At 60.7% G+C, this 18,346-nt stretch carries 17 protein-coding genes and 1 tRNA gene; 16 read left to right on the plus strand and 2 right to left on the minus strand.

Translation table 11 applies throughout. The features are described from left to right. Nucleotides 1–6: 6 nt before the first annotated feature. Nucleotides 7–1,116: a pyridoxal phosphate-dependent aminotransferase gene (locus tag ACWFVE_RS13110; RefSeq protein ID WP_447529708.1), complete on the plus strand. Its 1,110-nt coding sequence runs from the start codon at nt 7–9 to the stop codon at nt 1,114–1,116. A gap of 215 nt (nt 1,117–1,331) precedes the next feature. Then, entirely contained in the window at nt 1,332–3,050 is a 1,719-nt protein-coding gene (locus ACWFVE_RS13115; RefSeq protein ID WP_447529709.1) for a methyl-accepting chemotaxis protein, read from the plus strand. 225 nt (nt 3,051–3,275) lie between these two features. Here ACWFVE_RS13115 and ACWFVE_RS13120 read toward each other — a convergent pair. Further along, nucleotides 3,276–3,362, minus strand: a tRNA-Leu gene (locus ACWFVE_RS13120). A gap of 112 nt (nt 3,363–3,474) precedes the next feature. Between ACWFVE_RS13120 and queA the strand changes: the two genes are divergently transcribed. The 6 genes from queA (at nt 3,475) to ACWFVE_RS13150 (ending at nt 10,548) form a co-directional block, all read left to right on the plus strand. After that, complete coding sequence (gene queA / locus ACWFVE_RS13125) at nt 3,475–4,506, plus strand: tRNA preQ1(34) S-adenosylmethionine ribosyltransferase-isomerase QueA (protein WP_447529710.1); 1,032 nt, start codon at nt 3,475–3,477, stop codon at nt 4,504–4,506. A gap of 69 nt (nt 4,507–4,575) precedes the next feature. After that, the gene (tgt, locus tag ACWFVE_RS13130; protein WP_447529711.1) at nt 4,576–5,694 is read left to right on the plus strand and encodes a tRNA guanosine(34) transglycosylase Tgt; all 1,119 of its coding nucleotides are present in this window, start codon (nt 4,576–4,578) and stop codon (nt 5,692–5,694) included. Between the two features lie 67 nt (nt 5,695–5,761). Next, complete coding sequence (gene yajC / locus ACWFVE_RS13135) at nt 5,762–6,091, plus strand: preprotein translocase subunit YajC (protein ID WP_447529712.1); 330 nt, start codon at nt 5,762–5,764, stop codon at nt 6,089–6,091. 128 nt (nt 6,092–6,219) lie between these two features. Then, nucleotides 6,220–8,073, plus strand: coding sequence for a protein translocase subunit SecD (gene secD / locus ACWFVE_RS13140; protein ID WP_447529713.1), 1,854 nt, complete (start codon nt 6,220–6,222; stop codon nt 8,071–8,073). A 49-nt stretch (nt 8,074–8,122) separates the two neighbouring features. Next, the gene (secF, locus tag ACWFVE_RS13145; RefSeq protein ID WP_447529714.1) at nt 8,123–9,049 is read left to right on the plus strand and encodes a protein translocase subunit SecF; all 927 of its coding nucleotides are present in this window, start codon (nt 8,123–8,125) and stop codon (nt 9,047–9,049) included. Between the two features lie 185 nt (nt 9,050–9,234). After that, nucleotides 9,235–10,548 (plus strand): PAS domain-containing protein, encoded by a 1,314-nt coding sequence (locus tag ACWFVE_RS13150; protein ID WP_447529715.1) that lies wholly within the window; start codon nt 9,235–9,237, stop codon nt 10,546–10,548. A gap of 243 nt (nt 10,549–10,791) precedes the next feature. Here ACWFVE_RS13150 and ACWFVE_RS13155 read toward each other — a convergent pair whose 3' ends face one another. Then, nucleotides 10,792–11,586, minus strand: a complete 795-nt coding sequence (locus ACWFVE_RS13155) for an inositol monophosphatase family protein (protein ID WP_447529716.1) — start codon at nt 11,584–11,586, stop codon at nt 10,792–10,794. 144 nt (nt 11,587–11,730) lie between these two features. Here ACWFVE_RS13155 and trmJ point away from each other — a divergent pair, with 144 nt between their 5' ends. The 8 genes from trmJ (at nt 11,731) to pilW (ending at nt 18,339) form a co-directional block, all read left to right on the plus strand. Then, complete coding sequence (gene trmJ / locus ACWFVE_RS13160; RefSeq protein WP_447529717.1) at nt 11,731–12,471, plus strand: tRNA (cytosine(32)/uridine(32)-2'-O)-methyltransferase TrmJ; 741 nt, start codon at nt 11,731–11,733, stop codon at nt 12,469–12,471. Nucleotides 12,472–12,577: 106 nt separating this feature from the next. Further along, nucleotides 12,578–13,435 (plus strand): serine O-acetyltransferase, encoded by an 858-nt coding sequence (gene cysE / locus ACWFVE_RS13165; RefSeq protein ID WP_447529718.1) that lies wholly within the window; start codon nt 12,578–12,580, stop codon nt 13,433–13,435. A gap of 128 nt (nt 13,436–13,563) precedes the next feature. Then, the gene (gene iscR, locus ACWFVE_RS13170) at nt 13,564–14,031 is read left to right on the plus strand and encodes a Fe-S cluster assembly transcriptional regulator IscR (protein ID WP_447529719.1); all 468 of its coding nucleotides are present in this window, start codon (nt 13,564–13,566) and stop codon (nt 14,029–14,031) included. A 21-nt stretch (nt 14,032–14,052) separates the two neighbouring features. Next, the gene (locus ACWFVE_RS13175) at nt 14,053–15,228 is read left to right on the plus strand and encodes an aminotransferase class V-fold PLP-dependent enzyme (RefSeq protein WP_447529720.1); all 1,176 of its coding nucleotides are present in this window, start codon (nt 14,053–14,055) and stop codon (nt 15,226–15,228) included. 26 nt (nt 15,229–15,254) lie between these two features. Further along, nucleotides 15,255–15,581: a HesB/IscA family protein gene (locus ACWFVE_RS13180; protein ID WP_447529721.1), complete on the plus strand. Its 327-nt coding sequence runs from the start codon at nt 15,255–15,257 to the stop codon at nt 15,579–15,581. Nucleotides 15,582–15,720: 139 nt separating this feature from the next. Continuing rightward, complete coding sequence (gene ndk, locus ACWFVE_RS13185) at nt 15,721–16,146, plus strand: nucleoside-diphosphate kinase (protein WP_447529722.1); 426 nt, start codon at nt 15,721–15,723, stop codon at nt 16,144–16,146. A 76-nt stretch (nt 16,147–16,222) separates the two neighbouring features. Continuing rightward, the gene (gene rlmN, locus ACWFVE_RS13190; protein WP_447529723.1) at nt 16,223–17,407 is read left to right on the plus strand and encodes a 23S rRNA (adenine(2503)-C(2))-methyltransferase RlmN; all 1,185 of its coding nucleotides are present in this window, start codon (nt 16,223–16,225) and stop codon (nt 17,405–17,407) included. 188 nt (nt 17,408–17,595) lie between these two features. Further along, the gene (gene pilW, locus ACWFVE_RS13195) at nt 17,596–18,339 is read left to right on the plus strand and encodes a type IV pilus biogenesis/stability protein PilW (protein ID WP_447529724.1); all 744 of its coding nucleotides are present in this window, start codon (nt 17,596–17,598) and stop codon (nt 18,337–18,339) included. Nucleotides 18,340–18,346: the final 7 nt, after the last annotated feature.

Raw genomic sequence — 18,346 nt, forward strand, 5'->3', positions numbered from 1 at the left:
ATCATCATGCCCCGCTACCCCGAGCACCTGACCGGCGAAGGCCCGGTCAATCCCTTCCCCGGTATCAAGGCCCTGGAGCGCCGTCTTGGGCGGGCCATTCCTCATCAGTTGGGCTCCAACGAAGGGCTGGATATGCCGCATCGGGCGCTGCGTGCGCACTTTGGTGATGCCCTGGCCGAGCACGCTTACCGCTACGGCGATGCCGAAGCCATGGGCGTGCGTACCCGCTTGAGCGAGCAGCTGGGGACGCCGCTGGAGCACCTGCTGGTGGACGCCGGGGCGGATAGCCTGATTGCGCTGGCCCTGCGCACCACCTGCGAGGCCGGGGAAACGGTGATTGCGACGGCGGGCACCTACCCGACCTTTGGCTATTTTGCCCGAGGCCAGGACTGCCGGCTGGTCGAGCCGGACTATCGCGAGGCCCCAGGCGTGCTGGCCCCCGACCTAAAAGCGCTGGCCGCCGCCGCCCACCGGGAAGAGGCGCAACTGGTCTACCTGGCCAACCCGGATAACCCCGGCGGCCACCTGCACGACGACGAGGCGATTCTCACCCTCCGCGAAGCGCTGCCGGCTACCTGCTGGCTGTTGCTGGATGAAGCCTACGGCGATTTTCGCGACGATGCGGGCAGCGACTTTGCCACCCGCGCCCTGCCGGGGGTGATTCGCCTGCGTACGCTCTCCAAGGCCCACGGCATGGCCGGGCTTCGTATCGGCTACGCGATTGCCGAGCCCGAGGTACTTTCGATGATGATGAAAGTGCGTATTCACTACGCGGTCTCGTCGGTCGCGATGGCCGCCGCCGAGGTCGTGCTGGACAACCTTGATGAGGTGCACACGCACGTAGCGGATGTCAAAGCGCGCCGCGAGCAACTGGCCGAGCACTTTCGCGCCCTGGGGGCAGATGTACTCCCGAGTGCCACCAACTTTGTCGGCATTCGTCTACCGAGCGCCGAGTTGGCCGCCACCGTCCACCAGCAGCTATTGGAAGAAGGCGTGCTGGTCGCGCGCCTGGCCCATCCAAAGCTTAATAACGTAATCCGCATTACCGCGGTGGCGGATGCGCTGGTGCCGGGGCGGCTGGCAACACTGGAACGGGCCATCGAAGCGCCTGGATAGAAAGCGAGCGGCCTTTACGCCCTGACCCCGACCTCCTGAATCGGGGTTATCTGGACAAGACCGATTCACGCGCGATTATCCGCCTGCCCAGCGCCTTACTCTTCGCACTAAAAACACCCATCAAAGTTAAAGAAAGAAACGCACTTGCCGATATTACACTGTCTCAAATCATTAGCGGCCTAATAAATGGCATGCTTCCCTCCAAGAGTTTATAAATGAAAATCGAAAAGGCAGTTTCGGTCAGAACCGTGTTTCTCGCGCTTTTTGCGGTCGTCGCCATGGTATCGCTGCTCGTCTTGTTGGCGTCTTACATGACCAAACAGCAAAGTTTGAAAGTCGATGCGGCGAATCATGACCGCTATGCATCCTATCTGCTAGCCAGCGAATTACGTCTGAACTCTCTCATGCTGACAAGGCTTGCCAGAAGTTATGTGGTGACCGGTGAAGAAAAATGGGCAAACCAGTATCGGGAAATTATTGATATCGCTAATGGAGAGGCGCCCCGCCCCGCGCACTACAATCGAATTTATTGGGAACTTCGTGGTGCCGGTATCACCCCGCCCGGTGGCTTCGAAGAACCGGCGGCGTTGCTCAACCTCATGCGCCAACAGGGCTTTACCGATGAGGAGCTTGCGCTACTCGCCGAATCTCAACAGCGCTCCCAGGATCTCGTACTCATGGAAACACGTGCCATGGAGTTGACCGAACAAGCCAATTCCCTGGACGGCGTGGCCAGCCAAACGGCACAGCGGCAAGCCATCGAATTGATGTTCGACGATGAGTACAACACGAACGCCGCTCATATCATGGAGCCCATCGATCAATTCTATGCCATGCTCGATACGCGCACCGATAACGCCATCGTGGCGGCCGAAGCGTCGCGAGATTTCTGGTCAAGTGCGATGCTTGTGTTGTCGGCGCTACTTAGCGTCACGGTCGCTTTGATGCTTTGGTGGGGCTACCGCGCCATCATCGGACAGCTTGGCGCTGAACCGGCCGAGGTAAGAACGCTGGTAGACCAGGTAGCAAAGGGTGACTTGTCCGAAGACTTCACTGCACGAAACACCCGGGCGAACAGTCTGATGGCCTCTCTGGCGGTCATGCAGCGTTCGTTGAGCGATGTGGTGAGCACGGTTCGTAGCAGTAGTGAAAACGTGGCGACCGGTTCCAGCCAGATCGCCTCGGGCAATACGGATCTCTCTCAGCGTACCGAAGAGCAGGCGAGCAACTTGCAGCAGACTGCCGCGGCGATGGATGAAATTTCCAGCGTTGTGAGCAGCACGGAAGAGACGGCTAAAGAGGCCGTCAGGTTGGCCATAGGCGCCAGCCATGTCGCCACTCAGGGTGGCGAAGTGGTCGGGCGTGTCGAGACCATGATGAATGAAATACAGGCCTCCTCGCGCAAGATTTCCGACATTATTGGCGTCATCGATGAAATTGCCTTCCAAACCAACATTCTGGCTCTGAACGCATCGGTCGAAGCCGCTCGTGCCGGGGAACAAGGGCGAGGCTTTGCGGTAGTCGCCAGTGAAGTCAGAAGCCTGGCGCAGCGCAGTGCCTCGTCCGCCCAGGAAATTAGAACGTTAATCACCGATAGCGTCACGAAAGTCGAATCGGGCGGGAAGCTGGTTAACGAAGCCGGGGTGACCATGCAGGATATCGTGGCACACGTTCAAAACGTGACCAGCATGATGAACGAGATTAGCGCGGCGGCTACCGAGCAGACCACAGGTATTCGTCAGATCAGTGATGCCATTGTGCAGCTCGATGCGGTGACTCAGCAGAACGCTTCGCTTGTAGAAGAGGCGACGACGGCGGCAGACAGTCTGGATAGTCAGGCAAACAGGCTGGTTAAGGCAGTGAGTATATTCAAATTGAAAAAAGACCCTCACGAAGCTCCCACTCCCGCCAACTCAGGCCTATTCCTGAACTGAGTTAACTACCCCAAAAAAAGCGGCCACCCTCAGGTGGCCGCTTTTTTCATTTCGGCATCTATTGAAAACGTCGCAGGCGCTATGAAAAGCGACGTTGGGATAGTACATGAAACGGTGGATGGCGTGGGACACGCGCGCCGCGGTGGCCGACGCGTGGGTTGCGTAAAGGCTGTAAGTTCAGGGCATAAAAAAGAGCCTGACGAAAAACGTCAGGCCCTCAAAAGATGGTACCGGTGGCCAGACTCGAACTGGCACGCCTTTTACAGCGGCGGATTTTGAATCCGCTGCGTCTACCAATTCCGCCACACCGGCAATGGCTGGGCATTATACGGAGAATCGCCGCCAGGTCAATCACATCGACTGACTTTATGATGCGAAAGCGCTATCCTATGGCGCCTGTTTGATCACTGAAAAGAGCTTGCCCATGCAGCGCGCGGACTTCCATTTCGAGCTACCCGATGAGCTGATTGCTCGCTACCCCTCCGAGCAGCGAAGCGACTGCCGTTTGCTGTGCGTCGATGCCGAAAACGGCGCGCTCGCGCATCGCCAGTTCACGGAGCTGACCGAGCTTTTGGCGCCGGGCGATCTACTGGTCTTCAACGACACCCGCGTGATCCCTGCCCGCCTGCATGGCCACAAGGCCAGCGGCGGCAAGGTGGAAATGCTTTTAGAGCGCCCGCTGGATAGCCACCGGGGGCTTGCCCATCTGCGCTCGAGCAAGTCACCGAAGCCTGGAACCGAGCTGATCTTCGAGGGCGACATTCACGCCGTGGTGGAAGCCCGCCATGATGCGCTGTTCGAGCTGCGCTTTTTGGGCGAGACGCCGATGATCGCGCTTCTGGAGCGCCACGGCCACATGCCGCTGCCGCCCTATATCACGCGCGAAGACGAGCTAAGTGATCGCGAGCGCTACCAGACCGTGTACGCCCGCCGCGAAGGCGCGGTGGCCGCCCCCACGGCGGGGCTGCATTTTGATCAGCCGCTATTGGACGCGCTGGCCGAAAAAGGCGTGGACAGCGCCTTCGTCACGCTGCACGTGGGCGCGGGCACTTTCCAGCCGGTGCGGGTGGACAACATCCTCGAGCACCACATGCACAGCGAGTGGATCGAGGTGTCCGAGGCGACCTGCCAGAAAGTGCGCGACACCCGCGCAGCGGGCAACCGGGTCATCGCCGTGGGCACCACCAGCGTTCGCTGCCTGGAAAGCGCTTGCCAGAAAAGCGACGATGGCCAGATCGCCCCTTACAGCGGCGAAACCGATATCTTCATCTACCCGGGTTACGAGTGGCGCTGCGTGGATGCGCTGATCACCAACTTCCACCTGCCGGAATCGACGCTTTTGATGCTGGTCTCCGCGTTTGTGGGGTACGCCAACACCCTGCACGCCTACCAGGCAGCGGTGGACGAGCGCTACGCCTTTTTCAGCTACGGCGACGCCATGCTGCTGACCCGCTGAGCACGCCTTCTTTTATTAGCGCTTCACCGACGATTATTGACGAGTACGACAATGCGAAACGAATGCTTTATGCGCTTCGAGCGACTGGCGGAAGATGGCCGCGCTCGGCGCGGACGCCTGCACTTTCCCCGCGGCACGGTCGAAACCCCGGCGTTCATGCCGGTCGGCACCTACGGCACCGTGAAAGGCATGACGCCGGAAGCGGTCAAGGAGATCGGTGCGGAGATCATCCTGGGCAACACCTTCCACCTATGGCTGCGCCCGGGCACGGAAGTGATCGAAGGCCACGGCGACCTGCACGATTTCGCCCAATGGGATAAGCCGATTCTCACCGACTCCGGCGGCTTCCAGGTCTTTTCACTGGGCGAGACCCGCAAGATCACCGAGCAGGGGGTGCACTTTCGCTCGCCGGTGGATGGCAGCAAGGTCTTCATGGGCCCGGAAGAGTCGATGGCCGTGCAGCGCTCGCTGGGCTCGGACGTGGTGATGATTTTTGACGAGTGCACGCCCTACCCGGCCACTTTTGATGAAGCCGAGAAGTCCATGGAGCTGTCGCTTCGCTGGGCCCAGCGCTCCCGGGATGCGCACGGCGATTCGCCTTCGGCGCTTTTTGGTATCATCCAGGGCGGTATGCACCCCGATCTTCGCGAGCGCTCGTTGAAGGGCCTTTTGGAGATCGGCTTCGATGGCCTGGCGATCGGTGGGCTTTCCGTCGGCGAGCCCAAGGAAGAGATGATCAAGGTGCTGGACTACCTGCCCACCTGGATGCCGGACGACACCCCCCGCTACTTGATGGGCGTGGGTAAGCCCGAGGATTTGGTAGAAGGCGTGCGCCGCGGTGTGGATATGTTCGACTGCGTAATGCCGACCCGCAACGCGCGTAATGGCCATCTTTTCGTCTCCACGGGGACGGTCAAGATTCGCAATGCCACGCACCGTCATGACACGCGCCCCCTCGATGACGAGTGCGATTGCTATACGTGTAAAAACTTCTCGCGCGCCTATCTGCACCACCTGGATCGTTGCAACGAAATGCTGGGTTCGATGCTCAATACGATCCACAACCTGCGGTTCTATCAGCGCGTCATGGCGGATTTGCGCGCGGCAATCGAAGCGGGTACATTGACCGCCTTTGTGGAAGGGTTTTATGCCCAGCGCGGCCTGCCCGTGCCACCGCTTGCGAATTGATCGCCACGCGCTTTGGCGCGTGGTTTAACCGCTTCACCCATTAACGTCTAACCCAGGAGTTCGCTCGATGCTGGATTTCTTTATCTCCCCGGCCCATGCCGAAGGAGCCGTCGGCGGCGGCGGCGGGATCGCCCAAATCGTCATGTTGGTCGGTTTCGTACTGATTTTCTACTTCCTGCTATGGCGTCCCCAGGCCAAGCGTGCCAAGCAGCACAAGCAGCTGGTGACCAGCCTGGACAAGGGCGATGAAGTCGTCATCGGCGGCGGCCTGGTGGGCCGTGTGACCAAGGTGTCGGATGAGTTTCTCACCCTGGAAGTGTCCGAAGGCACCGAAGTGAACGTGCAGAAAAATGCCGTGGCCGCGGTGCTGCCCAAAGGTACTATCAAGTCCATCTAATCATTGCCCCACCCTGCCGAACGTGCCAGCCACCCCGGCACGGGTGACATGGTCGATGATGGTAAACGTTGCCGTACGCGGTTCGACCGCGTACGGCAATTCCGTATGTCATTGAAGGCAGGGCTTACATGCTCAACCGTTACCCCCTGTGGAAGTATCTACTGATACTGGTCGTCTTGATCGTTGGCCTTATCTACTCGCTTCCCAATTTATTTCCCGCCGACCCCGCCATTCAGGTAAGCAGCGCCCAAGGCGATACCCTCGACGAGCGCGAGATTTCGCGCATCCAGCAGGCGCTGGCCGATAACGACATCGACGTGACCGGCACCGAACTGCAAAACGGCCAGTGGCTGATTCGTTTGCAAAGCGACGACGACCAGCTCAACGCCCGGGATGTAGCGTCTGAGGTACTCGGGCCCGACGCGACCGTGGCGCTGAACCTGGCCGACGCGACGCCCGGCTGGCTGCAGGCGTTTTCCGCCTCGCCCATGACCCTGGGTCTGGATTTGCGTGGCGGCGTGCACTTTTTGCTGGAAGTGGACATGGACGCGGCCATTACCCAGCGCCTGGAAGTCAACGCCAGCGCCATGCGCGAGCTTCTGCGCGATGAGCGTATTCGCTACCGCAATACCGAGATCGACGGCCAGTCGCTCTCGCTGGACTTTGCAAGCTCGGATGACCGGGACGCCGCAAGACGCCTGATCAGCCGCGAATTCCCCGACTTTGACTACGCAAGTGAAGGCAGCGGCCGCTCTTCGACACTGGTGATGTCGATGAGCGACCAGACCGTCAGCGAGATCCAGGACTACGCGGTCAACCAGAACCTGACCACCCTGCGCAACCGGGTGGACGAGCTGGGCGTAGCGGAGCCCATGGTGCAGCGCCAGGGGCCGAGTCAGATCGTGGTCGAACTGCCCGGCATTCAGGATACCGTGGCCGCCAAGCGCATCGTGGGTGCGACGGCGAACCTGGAGTTTCGCCTGGAAGCGCGCAACGACACCCCGGACATGGAAACCGAAACCCACGTGTTTCGTAACCAGCCGGGGCGCTCGGCAGAGCTGATGCGCGATGTGATCATCACCGGCGACAGCGTTTCGAGCGCGAGCAACAGCTTCGATGAAAACGGCCGCCCCCAGGTCAACATCAACCTGGACGGCACCGGCGGTACGCTCATGAACCGCGCCACGCGCACCAATATCGGGCGCAACATGGCGGTGCTGTTCATCGAGCACAAAAGCGAAGACACCGTGGTCACCGACCCGGACACCGGCGAAGAGACCATCGAGCGCGAGCCCTACGTGGAGCGCGGCCTGATCAGTCTGGCCACCATCCAGAGCGCGCTGGGCAATAGCTTCCGCATCACCGGGCTGGACTCCCCCACCGAAGCCGCCGAGCTTGCGCTGCTGCTGCGCTCCGGCTCGCTGGCCGCGCCCATCTACTTTGCGCAAGAGCGTACCATTGGGCCAAGCCTGGGCGCCGAGAACATCGAGCGCGGCCTGCTATCGGTACAGATCGGCCTGCTGTTGGTGGTGCTGTTCATGCTGGCCCGCTACAAGGTGTTCGGCGTATTCGCGACCGTTGCACTGGGTTTGAACCTGACCATGCTGGTCGCGGTGATGTCGATGCTGGGCGCCACGCTTACGCTTCCCGGCATTGCGGGTATCGTACTGACCCTGGGGATGGCGGTGGACGCCAACGTGTTGATCTTCGAGCGCATCCGCGAAGAGCTTAGAAACGGGCTGTCGATTCCCCAGGCGATTCACGCCGGCTACGAGCGCGCCTTTACCTCGATCGTCGATGCCAACATCACCACGCTATTGGTGGCGGTGATTCTGTTCTCGATCGGCACCGGTCCGGTGAAAGGCTTTGCCGTAACGCTCTCAATCGGCATTTTGACGTCGATGTTCACCGCGCTGATGGTGACGCGCGCCATGGTCAACCTGACCTACGGCAGCAAACCCGTCAAAAAGCTATGGATCTAATCACCATGTTCCGGATCCCTGCGCTTCGCCCCGACTTCAAGAGGTGGTCATGAAACCCCTATCACACCTGCAAATCGACTTCATGGGTCGGCGGAAGTTAGCGTTTATCGCCTCCGCCATCATGCTGGTCGTCTCGATCATCGCCATCGCCGTTTTCAACCTGAACCTGGGGCTGGATTTCACCGGCGGCACGCTGATCGAAGTGCGCTACGGCGCAGCGCCGTCGTTGGATGCCGTGCGCCAACTACTGGAAAGCAACGGCTTCCAGGATGTGTCGGTACAAACCTTCGGTGCCTCCACCGAGGTGCTGATTCGCCTACAGCAGGCGTTCGACCCGGACGTCGGTACCGAAGTGGTCGGCCTTTTACGCGAAAGCGGCGACAGCGTTAACCTGATTCGCGCCGAGTTCGTCGGCGCCCAGGTGGGCGATCAGCTGCGCGATCAAAGCGGGATGGGCCTGATGGTAGCGCTTGGCGTGGTCATGCTCTACGTCGCCCTGCGCTTTCAGTACAAGTTCGCCATCGGTGCGCTGCTGGCCTTGGTGCACGACGTCATCATCGTGGTCGGCATGTTCGCGCTGTTCCAACTCGACTTTAACCTGACCGTGCTAGCGGCGATTCTGGCGGTCATCGGCTACTCGCTCAATGACACCATCGTGGTTTACGATCGCATCCGCGAGGCGATCCGCACCTCGCAGATCGACGACATGCCGCAGATCTTCAATGAAGCGATCAACGCCACGCTGTCACGCACGCTCGCCACCTCCGGTACCACGGTGCTGGTACTGTTGGCACTGCTGATTCTGGGCGGCGACATGATCCAGAACTTCGCCGTGGCGCTGCTCATCGGCATCGTGGTGGGTACGTTCTCCTCGATCTACATTTCCGGGGCGCTGCTGCTGCCGCTGAAACTCTCGCGGGAAGATTTGATCCCGACGAAGAAAGTGATCGACGAAGAGGAAGAAGAGCTGCCTTAATAGCGCTATAGGCAAGAACGCGGTGCTTCTTGAACGAGCCCCTATGGTTGAAAAACCGTAGGGGCTTTTTCAATGCCGGGTCCCTAAAGGAATCAAAATAAACGTCGATACACGTTTGAAGATCTACAAAAATCACCAACTTCCCCCTATCCGCCTTCCCCCAGGCGAACATTCTGGAGAATTAGATGAAGTGGTTAACCACTCATAGGGACCAAGAGGCCGTCTCTCGCTTACTGACGCAGATCGAGCGCGGGGAAACGCCCTCTTTCGACAACGAACGCCAAGCGCGCCGCTTGCGACCAGTCGCCCAGCGGCTTGATGAACTTCTGAACCAAGCGACCCCAGCAAGCGACCCTGTAGCCGAAGAGGCGCTGGCAGAGCTTCAGCAGCGCTTCGAGCTGATTTGCGACGTTACCCGAGACGGCGTCTGGGACATGCGGGTGTACGATGGCGATACGTCGAACCCGAACAACAATTTGCGGTTTTCGCAGCAGGTGCGCCGGCTACTGGGCTTTCGCGACACCACCGATTTTCCCGACGTGCTGGGTAGCTGGTCGGATCGGCTGCACCCCGAGGACAAGGAGTGGGTACTCGAGGCCTTTGGGGCGCACCTGCTGGACACGACCGGGCGCACACCCTTTGACATCGAGTACCGGATCGCGCACCGCAATGGCGAGTACCGCTGGTTCAATGCCCAGGGTGACACGCTGCGCAACGACGATGGCTCGCCGCTCATAGTGGCCGGCTCCCTGCGCGATATTCACGAACAGGTGCTACGAGAAGCCGAACTCGACAAGGTGGTGACCCGGTTCGAACTGTCGCGAGAACTGCTCAGTGACGGGTTGTGGGATATGGAAGTCATTGCCGGGGACCCCGTCAACCCCCGCAACCCCTTCTGGTGGTCACCCCAGTTTCGCCGCCTGCTGGGCTTTGAAACCGTCGAGGAGTTTCCGGATGTACTGGAGAGCTGGTCAGGACGGCTGCACCCCGAGGACAAGGAGGGCGCGCTTCAGGCCTTTGCCGACCACCTAAACGACTACAGCGGCCGTACGCCCTACGACCTGCCTTTTCGGCTGAAATGCAAAAACGGCGAGTACCGCTGGTTTCGCGGCCGCGGTCAGACCCGCCGGGACGACCAAGGGCGCCCCCTGCGGGTAGTCGGCGCGCTGGTGGATATTCATGTACAGCACGAACAGCATGAACTGCAGGAAGCGCAAAAGACCCAGCAGGCGCGGCTAGAGCGCACCATCGAGAGCGTCGATGAGATCGTTTCGACTATCCAGCGTATTGCCGACCAGACCAATATCCTGTCGCTCAATGCCACCATCGAGGCGGCCCGAGCCGGGCAGAGCGGTCGCGGCTTTGCCGTGGTGGCCAGCGAAGTGCGAAAGCTTTCCAACGAGATCCAGGATGCCACCCGGCACGCCCGGGAATTGGTGAACCGGGCCACGAATGAAGAGCACGCCGTTGTTCAGGAGGGCAAGGCTTTAAAGGCTTAGTTATTAAAAACCAAGTCGTTAAAAACCAAGTCGTTAAAAACTTAGCCATTAAAAACCAAGTCGTTAAAAACCAAGTCATTAAAGGTGCGCACACATTGAACAAAAGGGCCGGCCTCCTGAGGCCGGCCCTTTTTATAGCATCCGGGCTAGCGTAACCCGCGTAGCAGCATCTTGCCGAGTCCCTGCCAAGTCACCTACACCCTTCTCCCCGCCACTCACGCAAAAAGGTTTCGAACCAGGATCTCAAACATGCGGCGCCAGCTGCTTGATCAACGCCTTGTAGAGGCGCGGGCCGGCGGCCATTAGCTGGCCTTCGGGCTTGATCGAGGGCTGGCCTTGAAGCGTACCGGTCAAGGCACCCGCTTCTTTTAGCAGCAACGAGCCGACGTGCAGATCCTGCTCTTCGAGACCGAGCACAAAGAGACTATCCACACGACCGCAGGCAAGCTCGCAGATATCCAGCAGGCCGCTACCGGTGGCAATCAGCGTGTCGGTTTGCGGGGCCACGTGCTGGGCCACGCTCAGATAAGCGGGAAGGTGAGTATCGCGCAGCCAGGAAGGCGGCAGGCTCATCGCCATGCGGGTACCGGGAAGCGCGGTCGGTTTGCTGACGCGCATACGCTTGTCGTTGTGCTGGGCGCCGCTTCCGCGGCTGGCGATGTACTCGTCATCGCCGAAGGGGGAAATCACCACTGCGTGCTCCGGGCGGCCTTTTTTAAGACACACCACGGAAAGTGCAAAGCCTTTACCCGCCACGGACAAGTTGGAGTAGCCGTGAAGCGGTTCGATGTTCCAGACGATGTCGGCGCCGTCGCCTTCGCCCGCCTTGTGCGGGGTATAGCGGCCGCTTACGCCGTGCTGCGGGTAGCCGCGCTGGAGCTGGTGGACCACGGTGGCTTCCGCCTTGCGCGCGGTGTCTTCCAAAAGCCGCTCGAGGTTGGACTCCTCATGAGCGTTTTCGATACGCTCGCGAACGCGTAAAAATTGTTCAACGGCGCTACGCGCAGCGCGCAGCGTAAACTGGACCATCGGATTCATGATCAAACCTTGCACAGTGATGTTAAAGAACGGCGGCACAGAAAAGGTGAACGTGCCTTTGGCGCGCAATTCTAACAGAGCCCCCTCGGGCTTGCTATCGACTCATGATAAACTGCGCGTTTAACGTCACTACCGAGCCCTTTCATGCTTGAGCGCATCCGCATTGTTCTTATTGGCACCAGTCACCCCGGCAATATCGGCGCCGTTGCCCGCGCCATGCACAATATGGGACTTAAAGACCTCCGCCTGGTCGCGCCGCGCTGCGAGGTCATCACCCAGGACAGTATCTCCCGCGCCTCGGGGGCGGACCATCTGCTGCACAGCGCCCAGGTGGTGGGCACCCTCGAAGAGGCGGTCGCGGACTGCACGTTGGCCGTCGGCGCTAGCGCCCGCTCGCGCACCCTCCCCTGGCCAATGCTCTCGCCGCGCGAGCTGGGCGATACGCTTTCCACCGAGTGCCGGGCGGACAACGCCCAGGTAGCGCTGGTATTTGGCCGCGAGGACAGCGGCCTGACCAACTCAGAGCTTCAGCGCTGCCACGCCCACGTGCATATCCCCACCAATGCGGACTTTAGCTCGCTGAATTTGGCCGCCGCCGTGCAGGTGATTAGCTACGAGTGCCGCGTGGCCTGGCTTGCGGACCAGGAGGCATCACCGGTCGAAAGCGACGATACGCTGGCCACTCATGAGGAACTCGAGCGCTACTTCGAGCACCTGGAGCGCACGCTGATCACCATCGATTTTCACGACCCGGAAAAGCCCCGCCAGCTCATGGCCAGGTTAAGGCGGCTTTACCTGCGCGCGCGGGTCGAAAAATTCGAGATGAACATTCTGCGCGGCGTGCTCACCGCCACGGAAAAAGCGGCGGGCGAAAAGGCGCGCTAAACTGACGCCACGAACTCAAAGGCCGGAGCCCAGGGCGCGACTCTCGCGTGCGCCCGGCGCCCTGGCCTAACGAAAAATGCGCTGTTGCCTGAACGAAGGACCCCCCATGTTTGAACGTTTGCGTGAAGATATTAATAGCGTGTTCGACCGCGACCCGGCGGCGCGCAACTTCCTCGAGGTACTCACCAACTACCCGGGCCTTCACGCGCTGCTGCTTCACCGCGGCGCTCACTGGCTCTGGAAGAAAAACCTCAAGTGGCTGGCGCGCACGATTTCTACCTTTGGCCGGGCGTTAACGGGCATCGAGATCCACCCAGGTGCGACCATCGGGCGGCGCTTTTTCATCGACCACGGCATGGGCGTGGTGATCGGTGAAACCGCGCTGGTCGGCGACAACGTGACCCTCTACCAGGGCGTGACCTTGGGCGGCACCAGCTGGAACAAGGGCAAACGCCACCCGACGCTAGGCGACGGCGTCATCGTCGGTGCCGGGGCAAAGATTTTGGGGCCGTTCACCGTAGGCGCCGGGGCGAAAGTAGGCTCCAATGCGGTGGTCACCAAGGAAGTGCCCGCTGGGGCGACCGTCGTGGGGATTCCCGGTAAGGTCGTTCAGCGCCCGGACCCGGACGTGGACGCCACGCCCGAGGTCGACCCGGCCCGGCGCGAGGCCATGTGCCAGAAATTCGGCTTCGACGCCTACGGCGTGAGCCAGGACATGCCCGACCCGGTGGCGCGCTCCATACAGGCAATACTCGATCACATGCACGCCGTCGACGGACGCATGGAGCGCATGTGCGCAACCCTTGGCAAGCTCGACGCTAGCTACCGCGAAGGCCGCCTGCCCGAGCTCAAAGATGAGGATTTTGCCGGCGTGTTGGACGAACACGAAACCGGCTGCGAAGGCCTCGAGCCCGGACCCACGACGCCGACGCCCGCATCAAAGACGGACGACACCCAGCGCTAGCCTGACTCCCCCCACCCAATAGGCACCCGGAAAGTCGCTGACCATAATAGTTGACCAAAGTACTCGGGATTTCCCATAATGGTCCTCTATTTTTGTCAGTGCGCCCAAGGTTGGCACCGGGATTTCCTATGCGTTTGACCACCAAAGGCCGTTACGCCGTGACGGCGATGCTCGATTTGGCGCTTCACGCCGAGCAAGGCCCCACGTGTCTGAACGATATTTCAAAGCGTCAGGAGATTTCGCTTTCGTACCTGGAGCAGCTTTTTGCACGGCTACGACGGGCGGGGCTCGTCAAAAGCGTGCGCGGCCCCGGCGGCGGCTATCTGCTGGTCCGCGAACTCGACGATATCAGCGTCGCCCAGGTGATCGACGCGGTGAACGAAAGCGTCGATGCCACGCGCTGTCAGGGCATGTCGGATTGCCAGCAGGGTGACATCTGCCTGACCCACTACTTATGGTGCGAGCTCTCCGGTCAGATTCGCCAGTTTCTTGATGACGTCACCCTGGGCCAGCTCGCCAAGCGCCCGGACGTCTTACAAACGGCGACCCGTCAGCGCCACCGCGTCGATGCGAGCATCCTCGCCTCTTCCCAATGATTTAAAACGCCGCTGGAACCCATGACGACGACTTCCACCCCCTCGCTTCCCATTTATCTGGACTACGCCGCCACCACACCGGTGGATGAACGCGTGGCCGCTGTCATGCAGCGCTACTTGACGGTGGATCAGCTCTTCGCCAACCCGGCCTCGCGCAGCCATATGCTGGGCTGGCAGGCCGAGCAGGCCGTCGAGCAGGCGCGCCGCCAGGTAGCGGATACGATTGGCGCAGACCCTAGGGAAATCGTCTGGACCAGCGGCGCAACGGAAGCCGACAACCTGGCGCTGACCGGTTTCATGCGCGCCAACCGCGAGCGCGGCATGCACCTGGTGACCTCGACCATCGAGCACAAGGCGGTGATCGATACCGCTAGGGCCCTGGAGTTCGAGGGCTTCGAGGTCACCTGGATCACCCCGGGGAGCGATGGCCGCACCACGCCAGAACAGCTCAAAGCGGCGCTTCGCGACGACACCACCCTGGTCTCGCTAATGGCGGTGAACAACGAGCTGGGCGCGGTCAACGACATCGCCGCACTTGCCAAAACGGCCCACGAATTCGGCGCGGCGTTTCACACCGATGCCGCCCAGGCGGTGGGGCGTATTACGCTCGACGCCGCCGCCCAGGAAGTCGACCTGATGTCGCTTTCCGCGCATAAAACGTATGGGCCGAAAGGGATAGGCGCGCTTTACGTGAAACGCCACCCGGATATTCGTGTCGAAGCGCTTATCCACGGCGGTGGACACGAGCGCGGCATGCGCTCGGGCACGCTGCCCACCCATCAGATTGCCGGTATGGGCGAAGCTTTTGCATTGATGCGCGAGGTCGGCGAGGCCGACCAGGTCAACATCGCGCGCCTGAACGCACGGTTTTTGAAAGGCCTTGAAGGGCTGGGCGGCGTGCACGTCAACGCGGCAAGCGAGCACGCCGTGCCCAACATCGTCAACGTGGCGTTCGAAGGCGTGGACGGTGAGCCGCTTTTGATGGCGCTGCGCGATCTGGCGATATCCACCGGCTCGGCCTGCAACTCTGCAAGCGTCGAGCCCTCTTATGTATTACTGGGCACCGGTATCCCGCGAGAACTCGCCCACTCATCGCTGCGCTTTAGTTTTGGGCGCTTTACGACCGAACACGAGATCGATCATGCGCTTGGCCTGATCCACCATGCGGTGAGCGGTTTACGCACACCGCCGCGCTAAGGCCGAAACGTTCAAGGAGCATGCCAATGGCAACACTAACGATTACTCAGGACGCCGCTAAACAGATCCGTCACGTGCTCGATGAGCGCGGTCAGGGCCTGGGGCTTCGCGTCGCCGTCAAACCAAGCGGTTGCTCGGGCTATAGCTACGTACTGGACTTCGCCGACGAAGCGAAAGACGACGAAGTGCGCTTTGAAGAGCATGGCGCCAGCGTCTATGTCGACCCGCAGGCACTGGAAATGCTCGACGGCAGCGAAGTCGATTACGTCAGCGAAGGCCTCAACCGCTACTTTCGCTTCAATAACCCCAACGTCAAGGATGAGTGCGGCTGCGGCGAGAGCTTCACCGTTTAGCCGAACCGGTATTCATCCCCGCTGGGAGGCGCTATAATCGCGCCCACTTGGTATGGCGCTTGGCGCCTGCCACTAGATTTTTGCGCCGCTTCATGATGAAGCGGCACTTTCTGTTATATACCCTCTAAGGAGCTACACCATGGCGACCGAACGCACTCTTTCCATCATCAAGCCCGATGCCGTTGCAAAAAACGCGATTGGCGACATCATCGCGCGTTTTGAAAGCGCCGGTCTGCGCGTCGTTGCCGCCAAGATGCTCCATCTTTCCGAAGAGAAAGCGGGCGGTTTCTACGCCGAGCACAAAGAGCGCCCCTTCTTTAAAGATCTGGTCGGCTTCATGACCTCTGGCCCGGTCGTCGTTCAAGTACTGGAAGGCGAAGGCGCCGTTGCCAAAAACCGCGACCTGATGGGTGCGACCAACCCGAAAGAAGCTGAAGCGGGCACTATCCGCGCCGACTTCGCTGAAACCATCGACGCCAACGCCGTTCACGGTTCCGACTCCGCTGAAAGCGCCGAGCGCGAAATCTCTTACTTCTTCGGCAACGACGAAATCTGCCCGCGCTAATCACGCACTGGCGTTTCACACGCGTTGCTGGCCATTTTTGCGGGGGTTCGCCCCCGCCCTTTCCAAGCGCTGAGCCATGACCACCACCGTAGCCCAACATACGCCGGATGCGACCGTCGCCTCCAAACCCTCCTCTGATGCATCCGCCACACCGGCGCTGCAAAATCTGCTGGGGCTTTCCCGCGCGCAGATGGAAGCTTTCTTTCTCTCGATTGGCGAGAAAAAATTCCGCGCCGCCCAGATGATGAAGTGGATTCACCAGGAGGGCGTCGACGATTTTGCCGCGATGACCAACCTTTCCAAAGCGCTGCGCGAAAAGCTCGCCCAGGTGGCGGAAGTTCGCGGGCCGGCGGTGGTGTATGAAGGCACCTCGACGGATGGCACTCGCAAGTGGGTGCTCGAGGTGGAAGATGGCAGCTACGTGGAAACGGTGCTGATCCCGGCGGAAAACGGCAAGCGCCGTACGCTCTGCGTCTCCTCCCAGGTGGGGTGCTCGCTGGACTGCAGTTTCTGCTCCACGGGTAAGCAGGGCTTTCAGCGTAACCTGACCGCCGCCGAGATCATCGGCCAGGTGTGGGTCGCGCAACGCAGCGTCGGCCCGCGCCGCGACACGGCCAACCGCCCGGTGACCAACGTGGTCATGATGGGTATGGGTGAGCCGCTTCTGAATTTCGACAACGTCGTGCCAGCCATGAAGCTGATGCTCGACGACAGCGGTTACGGCCTCTCCAAGCGCCGGGTGACGCTCTCCACCTCCGGCGTGGTGCCCATGCTCGATAAGCTCGGCGACGAGATCGACGTAAGCCTGGCGATCTCGCTGCACGCCGCCAATGACGAGCTCAGAAACGAGCTGGTGCCGATCAACCGCAAGTACAACATCCGCGCGCTTCTGGATGCCTGCCACCGCTACCTGGCCAAGTGCCCGGAAAACCGGCAGGTGACGATCGAGTACACCCTGATCAAGGATGTCAACGACCAGCAGGAGCACGCCGAGCAGCTCGCCGATCTGCTCAAGGAACTTGCCTGCAAGATCAATTTGATTCCGTTCAACCCGTTTCCCAACTCCGGCTACGAGAAGCCCTCGCGCAATCAGGTCATGCGCTTTCAGCAGTGGCTTTACGACTTGGGTTACAACGCCACCGTGCGCATGACGCGCGGCGACGATATCGACGCCGCCTGCGGGCAGCTCGTGGGGCGTGTGAAGGACCGTACCAAGCGTAGTGCGCGCCATATTCAGTCGGTACAGCTCGACGCTGACTAACGCGCCTTGACTTCCATCCGGCACAGCGCTTTGATGGACCCTGTTTCGACCTGGCATAATGGTCTGATAAACATCGGCGTTTGATAAACATCGGCGTTTGGTTAACATCGACGTTTGATAAAGGCCGTCACCCGACACAGACCGGCGTCGAGCAGGTAGCGGTTTAACATTCACCCACGAGGGCGTACATGATTGACGGTAGGCGCGCGACCCCCTTTAGAGTATCGATACTGCCCGTGCTACTGGGTAGCCTGATGCTCGCCGGGTGCGCGACGACCAGCACGCCTTCCTCGCAGCGCACCGGTCAGGACGCTGCCACCGCCTACAGTGAACTCGGCATTGCCTACCTCGAGCGCGGCAACCTTCCCCGCGCGCTTAACGCCCTCGACCGCGCCCTAGAGGCCGACCCGCAAAACGCCGAGGCACTTCAAGGCATGGCGCTGGTCTATCAGCAACAGGGCGAGAACGCGTTGGCCCAGCGCTATTTCCAACAGGCCGTCGAGGCGGCGCCCTCTTTTACCCGCGCGCGTAACAACTACGCGGCATTTTTATACCAGCAGGCCCGTTTCAACGAGGCCTGCGAGCAATTGGAGATCGCCTCCCAGGACGCTCAGTACGCCAACCGCGCCCAGCTTTTTACCAATTTAGGGCAGTGCTACGTAGCGTTGAACCATATCAACCGCGCCCGCGAGCGGTTCGCGCGTGCCCAAAGTATCGACCCGCGGAGTCCGCGCGGGTATTTAATGTTAGCCGAATTGGAAGCTTCTCAGGGCAATTTTGAGCGCGCCTGGGCGCCACTGCAAAGTTACCTGCAGTTGGCCGGCCCCGACCCACAGGCGCTAACGCTGGCCGCCACGATTGCCCGCGCCCGCGGCGATGAACAAGCTGCCGCGGATTATCAGCGTCGGTCACTGGACGGCGCAGCGCCCTGATCACCTA

The sequence above is a fragment of the Vreelandella mediterranea genome, from assembly GCF_970647075.1.